The 13,322-nt window shown below is 71.3% G+C and carries 12 protein-coding genes; 7 read left to right on the top strand and 5 right to left on the bottom strand.

Features of this window, described 5'->3' with window-relative positions:
• Positions 1 to 6 precede the first annotated feature (6 nt).
• Together ABD785_RS27675 and ABD785_RS27670 are read right to left on the bottom strand one after the other, a co-directional pair.
• Entirely contained in the window at positions 7 to 876 is an 870-nt protein-coding gene (locus ABD785_RS27675) for a diacylglycerol/lipid kinase family protein (RefSeq protein WP_344833932.1), read from the bottom strand.
• Positions 873 to 2,390: an FAD-binding oxidoreductase gene (locus ABD785_RS27670; protein WP_344833987.1), complete on the bottom strand. Its 1,518-nt coding sequence runs from the start codon at positions 2,388 to 2,390 to the stop codon at positions 873 to 875. The genes ABD785_RS27675 and ABD785_RS27670 overlap by 4 nt, the downstream gene beginning before the upstream one ends.
• 65 nt (positions 2,391 to 2,455) lie before the next feature.
• Here ABD785_RS27670 and ABD785_RS27665 point away from each other — a divergent pair, with 65 nt between their 5' ends.
• The 4 genes from ABD785_RS27665 to ABD785_RS27650 all read left to right on the top strand — a co-directional run bounded on the left by ABD785_RS27665 (position 2,456) and on the right by ABD785_RS27650 (position 6,006).
• Positions 2,456 to 3,049 carry a TetR/AcrR family transcriptional regulator gene (locus tag ABD785_RS27665; protein ID WP_344833930.1) on the top strand — a complete coding sequence of 198 codons (594 nt, stop codon included), beginning with the start codon at positions 2,456 to 2,458 and terminating at the stop codon, positions 3,047 to 3,049.
• Between the two features lie 11 nt (positions 3,050 to 3,060).
• A complete protein-coding gene (locus ABD785_RS27660) occupies positions 3,061 to 4,575 on the top strand; it encodes a glycerol-3-phosphate dehydrogenase/oxidase (protein WP_344833929.1) in 1,515 nt (504 codons plus the stop codon).
• A gap of 76 nt (positions 4,576 to 4,651) precedes the next feature.
• Positions 4,652 to 5,539 (top strand): ferredoxin family protein, encoded by an 888-nt coding sequence (locus ABD785_RS27655; protein WP_344833928.1) that lies wholly within the window; start codon positions 4,652 to 4,654, stop codon positions 5,537 to 5,539.
• A gap of 170 nt (positions 5,540 to 5,709) precedes the next feature.
• Positions 5,710 to 6,006: a WhiB family transcriptional regulator gene (locus ABD785_RS27650; protein WP_106399257.1), complete on the top strand. Its 297-nt coding sequence runs from the start codon at positions 5,710 to 5,712 to the stop codon at positions 6,004 to 6,006.
• Between the two features lie 307 nt (positions 6,007 to 6,313).
• Here ABD785_RS27650 and ABD785_RS27645 read toward each other — a convergent pair whose 3' ends face one another.
• Both ABD785_RS27645 and ABD785_RS27640 read right to left on the bottom strand, forming a co-directional pair.
• Positions 6,314 to 7,258, bottom strand: a complete 945-nt coding sequence (locus tag ABD785_RS27645) for a phosphotriesterase family protein (RefSeq protein ID WP_344833925.1) — start codon at positions 7,256 to 7,258, stop codon at positions 6,314 to 6,316.
• A gap of 40 nt (positions 7,259 to 7,298) precedes the next feature.
• Entirely contained in the window at positions 7,299 to 8,276 is a 978-nt protein-coding gene (locus ABD785_RS27640; protein WP_344833922.1) for a YihY/virulence factor BrkB family protein, read from the bottom strand.
• Positions 8,277 to 8,850: 574 nt separating this feature from the next.
• Here ABD785_RS27640 and ABD785_RS27635 point away from each other — a divergent pair.
• The 3 genes from ABD785_RS27635 to ABD785_RS27620 all read left to right on the top strand — a co-directional run bounded on the left by ABD785_RS27635 (position 8,851) and on the right by ABD785_RS27620 (position 12,098).
• Complete coding sequence (locus ABD785_RS27635; RefSeq protein ID WP_344833919.1) at positions 8,851 to 10,497, top strand: nitrite/sulfite reductase; 1,647 nt, start codon at positions 8,851 to 8,853, stop codon at positions 10,495 to 10,497.
• Between the two features lie 153 nt (positions 10,498 to 10,650).
• Positions 10,651 to 11,364: a phosphoadenylyl-sulfate reductase gene (locus tag ABD785_RS27625; protein WP_344833913.1), complete on the top strand. Its 714-nt coding sequence runs from the start codon at positions 10,651 to 10,653 to the stop codon at positions 11,362 to 11,364.
• A complete protein-coding gene (locus tag ABD785_RS27620; RefSeq protein ID WP_344833910.1) occupies positions 11,346 to 12,098 on the top strand; it encodes a sirohydrochlorin chelatase in 753 nt (250 codons plus the stop codon). The genes ABD785_RS27625 and ABD785_RS27620 overlap by 19 nt, the downstream gene beginning before the upstream one ends.
• An 8-nt stretch (positions 12,099 to 12,106) precedes the next feature.
• Here ABD785_RS27620 and ABD785_RS27615 read toward each other — a convergent pair whose 3' ends face one another.
• A complete protein-coding gene (locus ABD785_RS27615; protein ID WP_344833908.1) occupies positions 12,107 to 13,273 on the bottom strand; it encodes a hypothetical protein in 1,167 nt (388 codons plus the stop codon).
• Positions 13,274 to 13,322 lie beyond the last annotated feature (49 nt).

Below are 13,322 nucleotides of genomic sequence, written 5' to 3'. Positions count from 1 at the left end.
CCCAGCTTACGGACGAATCACGCGCAGCGCCGAGGGCAGGACCCCGACCGTGACCGGAAGCCTGCCGGGCAGCTCTCCGTCGCAGCCGTAGGGAAGATCACGGGAGGCCTCGATCCTGACCTCCGTGCCGCGCAGCACCTCGACCTCCGGACGGCCGACGTGCGATCCGGTCTCCAGCTCGTTCATGACCGTCACGAACAGCCGGCGCGAGCCGTGCCTGATGATCACGACGTCGATGAGCCCGTCGTCGACGACCGCGCCCGGGGCGATGCGGCGGCCGAAGCCGTAGTAGCCGGAGTTGGCGGCCACGACCGTGTAGGCCCTGCGCTCCATCGGGGTGCCGTCGACCGTCACGGTGTAGGTCGTGGGCCGCCAGCCGGCGAACGCGCGCAGCGCCCCCCAGGTGTAGGAGGCCTTGCCGCGCAGCAGCCGGGTGTCGTTGGCGTAGGTGTTGGCGACGGCGTCGACGCCCGCGTAGACGCTGCCGAGCGCGGGTTCGCCGTTGACCGTCAGGACGTCGACCGGGGTCGCCTCGCCGTGCAGCAGCAGCTCGGCGAGCTCCTCGATGCCGGTGGGCAGGCCGAGCTGGCGGGCGAAGTCGTTGCCGCGCCCGGCCGGGACGATCCCGTAGACGGCGTCGGTGCCGGCGAGCGCGCCGCCGACCCCGCCCGCCATGCCGTCGCCGCCGACGCCCAGGACGACGTCGCCGCGCGCGGCGGCCGTCCGGGCGAGGTCGCGGGCGTGACCGAGGTCGCGGCTGTACTCGACGGTCAGCGTCGCTCCGGCCTCGCGCAGGCGGCGGGCCAGGGGGATGAGCGTGCGGGCGGACGCCGAGCCGCCCGCGGTGGGGTTGACCACCGCAGTGAAAGTCCTCACGGGACCAGAATGCCCGGATTGAGGACTCCGTGGGGGTCCAGCTCCGCCTTGATCGCCCTCAGGACGCCGACGCCGAGCGGACCGATCTCCTCGGCGTAGGCGGCGAGATGGTCGGAGCCGACGCCGTGGTGGTGGCTGATCGAGCCGCCCGCCGCGATGATCGCCTCGTTGACGGCCGTCTTGGCGGCCGGCCAGTCGATCTCGGGGGTGACGATCGTGAAGTACAGCGACGCGGCGCTCGCGTAGACGTGCGAGATGTGGCACATCACGAGATGGCCCGGGAGGGCGTCGCGCACGGCCTGGTAGAGCACCGGCAGGTTCGACCAGAACGTCGTGGTCTCGAGGGTCTCGACGAACGCGCCGACGTCCAGGAGGGAGTCGCGCAGATAGGGGGCGGCGAACCGGCCGTGCGCCCACGACTCTCCCGGCTCCTCCCCGAGCGGCGTGCCGCCGAGCGCGGTGAGGACCGTTCCGGCCCCTGCCCTCCGGGCCGCGACCTCCTCCGGCTCGCCCTCGAAACCGGCGATCGCCAGGCAGCCGCTGCCGCCCTCGCCGATCGAGCTCGCCCTGGCGAGACCGACCAGGGTCTCGGTCTCGTCCGACAGCCGGAGCACGGTCGGGACGGGTCCGTCCTGGATGAGGGCGCGCAGCGCCGCCGAGCCGGTGGCGAAGTCGGGGAAGCTCCAGCCCTCGTAGACCTTGACCGCGGGCACGGGCCTGATCCGGACCGTCAGCTCGGTGATCACGCCGAAGGCGCCCTCGGAGCCGAGGAACAGCTGGCGCAGATCGGGTCCCGCGGCCGACTTCTGGGCGCGGCCCATCGTGATCGTGCCGGCGGGCGTCGCGACCGTCAGGCCGACGACCAGGTCGTCGAAGCGGCCGTATCCCGCGGAGGACTGGCCGCTGGAGCGCGCGGCGGCGAACCCGCCGACGCTCGCCCACTCGAACGACTGCGGGAAGTGGCCGAGGGTGAAGCCGTGCCCGCCGAGCAGTTCCTCGACCCGCGGCCCGCGCAGGCCGACCTGGAGCGTCGCGGTCCTGGAGACCTCGTCGACGGCCACGAGGGCGTCGAGGCGGCGCAGGTCGAGGGCCACGAAGGCGTCCGCGGCGGGGGCGAGGCCGCCGACCACGGAGGTGCCGCCGCCGAACGGGACGACGGCGAAGCCGTGCTCGGCCGCCAGAGCGAGGATCGCGAGGACGCCCTCGTGGTCCGCGGGCAGCACGACCGCGTCCGGGGTGTGGACCGTCTCGCCCTGCCGGACCGCCAGCAGGTCGGGGGTCGACTTGCCGCGCGTGTGCCTGACCCTGGTCTCGGCGTCGGTGCGGACCTCGCCGTGCGCGGCGAGGTCCGCCAGGGCCTTCCCCGCCAGCCGCGGCGCGGGTGGCACGATGTCCCCCAGCGCGACGGGCGGGAGGTCGCGCGGCTTGACGCCGAGCATGTCCCTCAGCAGCGCCACGACCTGTTCGGGCAGTGGCGCCGCCTTCCCCGGGTCGCCCCAGCCCGACCACAGCATGTCGCTCATCACCGGCTCCTCACGGATATGTGCTCTCACGGTCGTGTTGTGGTTCACTGTGACACATGACGTCGATTCGTCACAACACCCGCCGCGTCGACGAGGACGTCGTCCTCGACGCCGCCCGCGCCTGCGTCCTGGCCGTCGGCGTCCGCCGCACGACCCTGACCGACATCGCCCGCCGCGCGAACGTCTCCCGGATGACGCTCTACCGGCGCTGGCCCGACGTCCAGACCATCGTGGGCGACCTCATGACACGCGAGTGGCTGGCCCTGGCCGAGGCGGTGATCGCCGGGGCGACCGGTGACGCCCGCACCCGGCTGGTCGACACCCTCACCAAGGGCACCCGCCTTCTGCGCGAGCACCCCCTGCTGCGCAAGATCATCGAGGTGGACCCCGAGCTGCTGCTCCCCTACGTCCTGACCCGGACGGGCGCCTCCCAGGAGGCGTTCCTCGAACTGATCGAGGGCGAGCTGGCCAGGGGGCACGCCGACGGCTCCATCCGCACCGACGCCCCCCGCCGGCAGGCCCGCACCCTGCTGCTGATCGTCCAGTCCTTCGCCCTCTCGCTGCCCACCATGACGGGCCCCGGCGAGCTGGCCACCGAGCATTTCGACGCCGACCTGCGCCGCGTCCTCACCCTCACCCTCAGGCCCTGACGGAGAAGCCCATGGAACCGAAGAGCTCCCTGAACGCCGCCCGCAGGGCACGCGAGCTGGCCGAGGACGACGTCACCGACGTCCTCGTGATCGGCCTGGGGATCACCGGGGCCGGGGTCGCGCTGGAGGCCGCCTCCCGCGGGCTCAGCGTGACCGCCATCGACGCCCACGACCTGGCGTTCGGGACGTCGCGGTGGAGTTCGAAGCTCGTCCACGGCGGGCTGCGCTACCTGGCCTCCGGGCAGGTCGACGTCGCCTACGAGAGCGCGGTCGAGCGCGGCACCCTCATGACGCGCACCGCACCCCACCTGGCCAGGGCGATGCCGTTCGTCATGCCGCTGACCCCGCTGGTGCCGGGCCGCAACGCCGCGCTGGCCGAGATCGGGCTGCGGGCGGGCGACCTGCTGCGGGCGGCGGCCAGGACCCCGCGCCGGGTCCTGCCGGGTCCGCGTCGGCTGTCGGCGGCCGAGACCGTCGCGCTGGCACCCGCGCTGCGCCGGGACGGGCTGCGCGGCGGCCTGCTCTCCTGGGACGGGCGGCTCTGCGACGACGCCCGGCTCGTGACGGCCGTCGCCAGGACCGCCGCCGCGCACGGGGCCCGGATCATCACCCGGTGCCGGGCTCTGGAGGTGACGGGCTCGGGCGCGCGGGTCAGGGACGAGCTCACCGGTGCCGAGAAGGACATCAGGGCGCGGAAGGTGATCAACGCCGCCGGCGTGTGGGCGGGCGGGCTGGTCCCCGGCGTGCGGCTGCGGCCGTCCAGGGGCACCCACCTCGTCCTCGACGGATCCGCGCTCGGCGGCCTCAAGGCGGGCATGCACCTGCCGATCCCGGGGTCCACCAGCCGGTTCGCGCTGGTCCTCCCCCAGGGCGACGGCCGGATCTACGTCGGCCTCACCGACGAGCCCGTCGAGGACATCCCCGACGTGCCCACCGTTCCGGAGGCCGACATCGGCTTCCTGCTCGACCTGCTCGGCACCGTCCTGGACGCGGGCGTGCGCCGTTCCGACGTCGTCGGGGCGTTCGCCGGGCTGCGCCCCCTGCTGGACGCCGAGGGCACCACCGCCGACATCTCCCGCAGGCACGCCGTCCTCACCTCACCCGACGGCGTCGTGACGATCGTCGGCGGCAAGCTGACGACCTACCGGCGGATGGCCCAGGACGCGGTCGACGCCTCCCTCCCGGACAGCGGGCCGTCCCGGACGGCCGCCCTCCCCCTGGTCGGGGCCGCCCCGGCCGCCGATCTCGCCCGCCTCGACGCCCCCGCCCGCCTCCTGCGCCGCTACGGCACCGAGGCCGCCGACCTCGTGGCCCTGGCCGCCGACGACCCCTCGCTGCTCGAACCGGTCCTGCCGGAAAGCCCGTTCCTGCGGGCCGAGCTCGTGTGGGCGATCATGCATGAAGGCGCCCTGGACGAGCATGACGTCCTTGACCGCAGGACGCGTATCGGGCTGGTCGAAAAGGACCGTGCCACTGCGCTCCCGCAGGTCGCCGCCCTGTTTGACGAAAGATCATCAACGGTATGAGGTGTGTCACGGACACTGGCAGGGCAGGACGAAGTTAGGTTAGGGTGGCCTAACTTGCCGGGGAAAGGGGTCGCTCGTGTCGCACGGAAAAAGCTGTGAGCACTGCACGGGATCCCACACCGGAGAGTTGCCCTGCCTCGCCACCGCCACCACCAAGGCGCGCGCGTGGCTCCTGCTCGAGCATCCCGGCCCCTGGGCCGAGCGGATCGAGCAGATGGGGCTCCCGATCGTGGCGGAGGCCACGAGGGCGGGGGTACGCCCCCAGCTCATCCGCAGGCCGGGCCGGCGCCACTCCGGCCTCCCGCTCCGGGTCTTCGTCGGCTACTCCGGCGAGACCCCCTGGCTGGAGAGCCGGGTCATCACCGACCCCGCGGAGCTCGACTCGCTCGATCTGGCGAAGGTGGCCCGGGGGGAGCGCCCGTTCTGGGGCGAGCTCACCGACGAGGCCGTCCTCCTGGTCTGCACCCATGCCAAGCGCAACGTGTGCTGTGCCAAGACGGGCGGACCGCTGGCGCGGCATCTGGCGAAGCGGTACGGCGACAAGGTCTGGGAGACCAGCCATGTCGGCGGGGACCGCTTCGCGGCCAATCTGGTGTGCTTTCCGCACGGTCTCTACTACGGCGCGCTCGAGGCGCGCAGCGCCGAGACCGCGGTGGAGGCCTACCTGCGGGGCGAAGTGGTGCTCGAACACCTGCGCGGCAGGGCCGGGCTCCCGGAGTCCGGGCAGGCCGCGGAGCACTTTGTGCGCCAGCACACCGGTATGCTGGATGTAAATGCGGTGCGGGTCACATCTGTCACTGGAACCGGTCCGTTCGAGGTCATGGTCACCGCGGGTGATATCACCTGGTCAGGCGTGGTCGAAGCGGTAGAAACCTCCGGAACCTGTGGGTCCGAGTGCAGTGAGTCCGTCCAGACATACCAAATGAGGGACCTCACTCTTCACAGCGAGGCCGCCCTCGTGTAACCTCTTTTAGGCCCCACTCGGGGATGCTGCGCCGCGAGCCAACCCAGATTTGGGAACACAGCGGCAACTCCAGACGTTGGAAATTAGGACGCCGCAAACTCGGTTTCGTTGCGTGCGTTCGCAACGTCTATGTCCTTATTTGCTCAGAAAACAACTGAGGTGGGTGTTTCATGGCTCAGGTACGTCGGCAGGCTAACCTCCCGCGGCCCAGCTGGGGCTGGCAGGACGCCGCCGCGTGCCGGGGGGAAGACCTTGTGCTCTTCTTCGGTCCCGACGGCGAACGTCAGCCCGAACGAGAGATTCGCGAGCGCAAGGCCAAGCAGGTCTGCATGGGCTGCCCCGTCCGCACGGATTGTCTCGACTATGCCGTCTCCCGTCCCGAAAAGTACGGTACGTGGGGCGGGCTGAACGAGGACGAGCGCGCTTCGGAGCGTCGCCGCCGCATGCGCCGCGCCAACGCCGCCTAAGGGCACCAGCCGCCCGAAGGCACGACAGCGCGTCTGCAGATCACACTGCGCACCCCGGCACCGGTCTCACGGAACCCGCTCACGCCGAGCTGGTTCCGGGTCTCGGTCAACCACAACGTTCACGGCCTCGCAAGCCCTATTGCGGGGCCGTTTGCGTTTCCCAAGCACAGCCTAACCCCGTCTGGGAGCGGTTTCGACCAACCGCCATACCAGACTGGTCCAGACCACTGCCGCTCAGGGTCCCTTAACAACACGAAAGGCCCGTGCCACCAAGGCAACGGGCCCCACGCTCGGCTCTGACCGCCGATCAGGCGGCCGACAGCCAGTTAAGAGCATTGGTCCGGGTGACGAGCTCCAGGGTCTCCTCGTCGACACCCGCGGCGCGCAGCGCCGGCAGGACGCCGGTGAACAGCACCCCGTAGCCGGGCCCGTCATAGTGCCTGAGCTGCTCCATCCGGGACAGGCCGCCGCTCAGCAGCAGCCGGGAGGCGTGCCCCGCCTCGATGAGGTCCACGGCCGCCCTGGCGGATTCCGGCGACGACAGCGCCAGGTTCCCGAAGGAGACGTAGGCCCCGGTCTCGGCGATCTTGCGGTGCACCGCGGGGTCCTCGACCAGGTCCTGCTGGCCGACCGCGACCCGCTCGGGCGAGACGCCCTCCGCCATCAGAAGCTCGAGCTGGGCGAGCCCGGCCCTGCCGTGGGTGGCGATCGGGAGCCCCGACTCCACCGAGGCCTGGGCGGCGGCCCGCAGGACCCGTTCCTCCCGCTCGGTGGGCTGGTCCCCCCAGGTGCCGATCTCGCCGATGACGCCCGGCAGAACCGACGTGCCGTCCATGCCGTACCCGATCTCGGCCATCATCCGCTCGGCGAGGCGCTCGACGGTCAGGTCCCTGATCGAGGCGGGGTGGAACGGCTCGCAGAAGAAGCCCGTCCCCGCGACGACCGCCACGCGGCTGCCGGCACTGATGCGGGCCAGGGCCGAGGCGTCCCGGCCCATCCCCACGCAGCTCAGCTCGACGACCAGCGAGACATCGTGCTCCTTGCGCAGACCGGTCAGCTCGGCCGTGACGTGCATCTCCTCGTCCAGCCAGCGCCGGGGGTCGGATCCCTCCCCGACGGGCCACCGCAGGTCGACGCGCAGGTGCTCGTGGGCGAGCACACGGCCGGAGAGCGCGGACAGGGGCGCGGGGCCGGTGACCGTGCGGATGCGCGCTTCCGTATCAGTGGATTCAGTGGGGTCAGGAGCCGTCATAAATCGGGAGATTACGCGAAGTTTGCCCGATTTAGAGGTATTACCCCAGATTCTTTACCTGGCACTCGAGCTGGGCCTTGGCCCGTGCTGCCGAGGTCTCCCCCGCAGGCCAGAGCCTGTCGATCTCCGCGTTCAGGCACGCCCCGACCAGGACGGCGAACGCCGTGACGTACAGCCACGCCATGACGGCGATGGGCGCCGCGAGCGAGGCCGTGGCCGAGACCCCGGAGACCGTCCCGGACAGGTACTCGCGCAGGATCACGCTGCCGGCGATCCAGAAGACCAGCGCCAGGACCGCTCCGGGCGTCTCGCGCCACCAGGCCGTGCGCACCGGCACGCTCAGGTGGTAGAGCAGCGACAGGAAGAAGATCGACAGCGTGACGACGACCGGCCAGTAGAGCATCGAGACGAAGTGCGCGCTGCCCGGTATCCAGGCCCGGACGAGCTGCGGCCCCGCGATCAGCATCGGGATGACGACCACGGCGACCAGCAGGCCGACGATGTAGAGGAAGAAGGACTTGAGCCGCGCCCGGATGACCCCCCGGACTCCGTCGAGCCCGTAGGCGATCGAGATCGTGTCGACGTAGACGCTCAGCGCCCGCGACCCGGCCCACAGGGAGATGAGGAAGCCCAGGGAGAGGATCTCTATGTGCTTCTTGTTGAGCACCTCGTCGACCATGGGCGCCACCACGTTGTTGACGGCGTCCTGGGTGAGGAAGGTGCCCGACTTGTTCTTGATCCACAGACTGAGCTCGTTCACCGTGCTCTCGCCGAACGCCCCGCGCAGATAGCCCGCGCTGGAGATCAGTCCGAGGATCAGCGGCGGGAGCGACAGCAGCGCCCAGAACGCGGCCTCCGCGGCGAGCCCGGTGATCCGGTACTTGAAGGCCGTGATCGAGGTGCCTTTGGTGAGCTGCCACAGCACCCTGTGCACGCGCGCACGCCGGACCAGCGCCAGCACCCTCCTGGGTGCGGCGGTGGCCGAGGAGTCCGCGACCTGCGGGGCGGCAGTCGTCACAGGCACCACGGTAGAGCCTTCCACGCCCGGATCATGCCGCCTCGCCCAAGTCGATAGATCAGATTCAGCGTGCCTTCTTGGTATGATGTCTGACACACCCCCGCTGTTCGGGGCACGTGTAACAGTAGGTGACAATTAGTCATGATCTGCATGCCGTGCCGGGAGCGCCGCCATCCCGAATGCCGTGGCGGAACCTGGTGCGACTGCCAACACCATGTCCCGGATGCGGCCGAGGAAACAAGCGAGGCACCCCTCAACTGGGTGAGGCAGGGGTGATCATGACGCTCTCCTGGGCCTCGACGCTCTGTCCACATGACGGACGCGGCTGGACAACCGGCCACACCGCGTGTCAAAGTCAGAGCATGACTGCTGCCCTCGACCCGATGCTGGCCAAGCGCCGGCACGTGGACTTTCTCCGGGTCCGCAGCGCCATCTGTCGGTAACGCCCCAACCACGCCCCGACCTGTTTCCCGGGCGCGTGGCGATGCCGGCGTCCCGTCTCACCTGTTCTGACAGCCCGCTTCGTCACGCCTGCCCTCCACCAGATATACGAGTCCTGGAGAGGACGCGCGCCGTGCCACCCCGTAGCAAGCGTGGAGAGGGCCAGTGGGCTCTCGGTTACCGCGAACCGCTGAACAAGAACGAAGAGAACAAGAAGAACGACGACGGGCTGAACGTCGGCCGCCGCATCGTCGACATCTACTCCAAGGGCGGGTTCGACTCGATCGACCCGGCCGACCTCCGCGGCCGGATGCGCTGGTACGGCCTGTACACCCAGCGAAAGCCCGGGATCGAGGGCGGCAAGACCGGGATCCTCGAGGACGAGGAGCTCGACGACAAGTACTTCATGATGCGCGTCCGCATCGACGGCGGCCAGCTCAGCGTGGCCCAGCTGCGGACCCTCGCCGACATCTCCAACACCTACGCCCGCGGCACCGCGGACATCACCGACCGGCAGAACATCCAGTACCACTGGATCGCCGTCGAGGACGTCCCCGCGATCTGGGACGCCCTGGAGGCCGTCGGCCTCGACACCATGGAGGCCTGCGGCGACACCCCGCGCGTCATCATCGGCTGTCCGCTGGCCGGGGTCGCCGAGGACGAGATCATCGACGCCACCCCGCAGGTCCACGACGTCCACCAGCGCTACATCGGGACCAAGGAGTTCTCGAACCTGCCGCGCAAGTGGAAGTCCGCCTTCTCCGGCTGCACCTCGCACTGCACCGTCCACGAGATCAACGACGTGGCGCTGGTCGGCGTGGTCAACGACCAGGGCGAGGCCGGCTACCAGGTGTTCGTCGGCGGCGGCCTGTCGACCAACCCGATGTTCGCCAAGCACCTCGGCGTGTTCGTCAAGCCCGAGCAGGCCCACGAGGTCTGGAAGGGCTGCATCTCGATCTTCCGGGACTACGGGTACCGCCGCCTGCGGCACCGTGCCCGGATCAAGTTCCTGATGGCCGACTGGGGTCCCGCGAAGTTCCGCGAGATCCTGGAGAAGGAGTACCTCGGCTTCTCCCTGCCCGACGGTCCCGCCCCCGCCGCGCCCGTCGGCCGCCGCGACCACGTCGGGATCCGCCCGCAGAAGGACGGCAACTACTACGTCGGGTTCGCACCGAAGGTCGGCCGGGTCAACGGCGACATCCTGCACAAGATCGCGGACATCGCCGAGCGGTACGGCTCCGACAGGCTGCGCACCACGGCCGAGCAGAAGATGGTCGTCCTCGACATCCCGCTCGAGAAGACCGAGGCCATCGCCGACGAGCTCGAGGCCATCGACCTCCAGGTCCGTCCGTCGGAGTTCCGCCGCCAGACCATGGCCTGCACCGGCATCGAGTACTGCAAGCTGGCCATCGTCGAGACCAAGGCCCGCGCCGCCGACATGATCGACGAGCTCGAGAAGCGGCTGCCGACCTTCGACCAGCCGCTGACGATCAACATCAACGGCTGCCCGAACTCCTGCGCCCGCGTCCAGGTCGCCGACATCGGGTTCAAGGGCCAGCTGGTCGTCGACGAGAACGGCGACCAGGTCGAGGGCTTCCAGATCCACCTCGGCGGCCAGGTCGGCGCGTCCTTCGGCAAGAAGGTCCGCGGGCTCAAGACCACGTCCAAGGACCTGACCGACTACGTCGAGCGGGTCGTCCTCAAGTTCGAGGAGCAGCGGACCGAGGGCGAGACGTTCGCCCAGTGGGTCGCCCGCGCCGACGACGCAGACGTCCAGTAACAGGGATCACGAAATGAGCGAGCGCGCGGTCCCGTTCTACTGCCCGTACTGCGGAGAAGAAGACCTACACCCCTTCGAGGGGGACGGGACCTGGCACTGCCGGGCCTGTGCCCGCAAGTTCCGCGTGAATTTCCTCGGGATAGGAGCCCCCCAGTGACCGTCATCCTGGACACCAGCAGACCCTCGCTTTCGCTCGAGGACATCGTCGACTCGGCCGCCACCGCGCTCGACGGCGCCAGCCCACTGGAGATCATCCGCTGGGCGTCCGCGACCTTCGGCGACCGGATCTGCCTGACGTCCTCGATGTCGGACGCCGCGCTCATCCATCTCGTGTCCAAGGTGAAGCCCGGGATCGACGTGCTGTTCGTCGACACCGGGTACCACTTCGCCGAGACGATCGGCACCCGCGACGCCGTCGAGGCCGTCTACCCGGTCAACGTCATCAACGTGACGCCGTCGCGGACCGTCGAGGAGCAGGACCGCGACCTCGGGCCGCGGCTGTACGGCCGCAACCCCGACCTCTGCTGCCACCTGCGGAAGGTCGAGCCGCTCGGCCGCGCGCTCGAGGGCTACATGGCGTGGTTCACCGGCGTCCGCGCCGATGAGACGCGTTCCCGCAAGGCGATGAAGGTCGTCGAGTGGGACCGCAAGCGCCAGATGGTCAAGGTCAACCCCATCCTCCACTGGACCGAAGCGGAGATGGACAACTACATCGAGGACAACGGCATCCTCGTCAACCCGCTGCACTACGACGGCTTTCCCTCGATCGGCTGCGAGCCCTGCACGTCGCGGGTCGAGCCGGGCGAGGACCCGCGCAGCGGACGCTGGGCCGGACTGGGCAAGGTCGAGTGCGGCATCCACATCTGACGCCGCCGCTGGTGGCCGTCGCCCACGGGTCGCGAGACCCGCGGGCAGCGGCGACGGTGGAGTCCCTGCTGTCCCTCGTGCGGGCCCGCGGCCTGGACGTGCGCACCTCCTACCTCGACCACTCACCGCCCAACCCCGTCCAGGCGCTGTCGGGTCTCGACGACGCGGTGGTCCTGCCGCTGCTGCTGACCGCCGCCTTCCACAGCAAGATCGACCTTCCGGGGGTGCTCGCGGCCGCCCGGCGGCGCAACCCGCGCCTGTCGGTCCGGGTCGCCGACACCCTCGGCCCGCATCCGCTGCTGCTCGACGCCCTGGAGCGGCGGTTGGCCGAGGCCGGGGTGGCGCCCCGCGCCGACACGGCCGTGGTCCTGGTCGCGGCGGGCTCCTCCGACGGCTCGGCCAACGCGGCCGTCGCGGGGATGGCCCGGGCCTGGCGCGGCAGCGGCTGGTGGGACGTCCGCCCCGCCTACGCCTCCGCGGCCTCCCCCACCCCGGCCGAGGCGATCCACGCCCTCCACGAGGCGGGCGCCCCTCGGGTGGTCGTCGCCTCCTACTTCCTGGCGCCCGGCTACTTCGCCGACAAGGTCGCCGCGGCGTCCTTCGAGGCCGGCGCCCTGGCCGTCTCCCCCGTGCTGGGCGACGCCCCGGAACTCGCCGACCTCATCCTCGCCCGTTACATCGAGGCCTCCTCCGCTCCGGCGCGGCCCCGGCCCCGGGTGGCGTCCGGCCGCTGAACCTCGCCTCATCCACCGTGGCCCGGCGGTTTCCGGGCGGTGGCCGCCGTCGGCCTGCCGAGGGTGCGCAGGAGCTCGGGGATCTCGCCCGCGGTGAGGTCGCCCACCCGGGCCTTCTCCGTCATGCCCAGCGAGGCCAGCGCCGAGCGGACCCTGGCCCCGGGATAGCGGGTGCGGAGCGTGGCACCGAGGTCGAGGCCGGCGGCGGGCGGCGCGCGCAGGGCCTTGGCCAGGGAGACTCTGCCCGACCTCAGCTCCTTCAGGTAGGCCGCGGGGGCCTTGGCCGGCCGGGCGGGCGTCGGGGTGACGCCCTTCGGCTGCGGGGGCGCGGCCGCGGGGCGGGCGGGGTCGCCGTACGGGGGCGGCGCGAGCGGTTCGGAGCCGGGTAGCCCCGCGACGGCCGGAGCCGAGCCCGGCGGCGGCGCCGGAAAGGCGGGCGGAACCTGGATGAGGGCGGCCAGGAGGCCGACGGCGGACCCGGCGGCGAAGGCGGCCGCGACCGCGGCGGGCCGCGCCTCCCTCGCGGCGAGGAACAGAGCGATCAGCGCGGCGCACAGCAGGATGCCGGAGGCGAGGCCGAGCTGGATCGGGACCAGCGCGGGCGGCGGCGGAAGGAAGATCGCACCGAGGATGCCGAGGGCCGGTGCCAGGCAGGCACCGGCCAGCCAGGGAAAGAGCCTCCGGTCGCCCAGGTCGAGGAGGATCGTCATCGCCAGTCCCGCCCCGAGCGCCTGGACCGTGATGGCGATCATCGACGTGGTCGTGAGACCGAAGGCCATCGCCCCCGACTCCAGGGCGCGGTGGGTCGTGACGGCGTAGGCGGCACCCGTCCCGGCGAACACCGCGATCCCCGCGACGCGCCGGGCCCGCTTGTGGCGGCCCGGCGCGTGCTCACCGCCGGGCCTGCGGCCGGTCCGGCGGGTCAGGAGGGCGGTCCCGGCGAAGCCCGCGGCGAGGGCGGCGAGCACCGGCCAGAACGGGAGGATCAGCGCCGCGGCGTCGCGCCGGGCGGCGGGGATCATGTCGGCGAGCGCCGCCGCCAGCAGCATCGCGGCGGTGGCGGCCAGCCACAGGCCGACCCGGCCGGAAAGGCGGCGGGCCAGCCACGCGCCCGCGAGGGTGGCCACGGCGATCATCAGGACCGCGATGCCCGCGGCCCAGGCGAGGGGAAGCATTCAGCGCCTCTCGTGCGGGAGTGGTCCGGAAGACCGGACCGGCGGATGA

Origin of the sequence: Actinocorallia longicatena (genome assembly GCF_039534125.1) — a bacterium.
GTDB lineage: Bacteria > Actinomycetota > Actinomycetes > Streptosporangiales > Streptosporangiaceae > Actinocorallia > Actinocorallia longicatena.
This window is presented reverse-complemented; position numbering and strand designations above follow the sequence as displayed.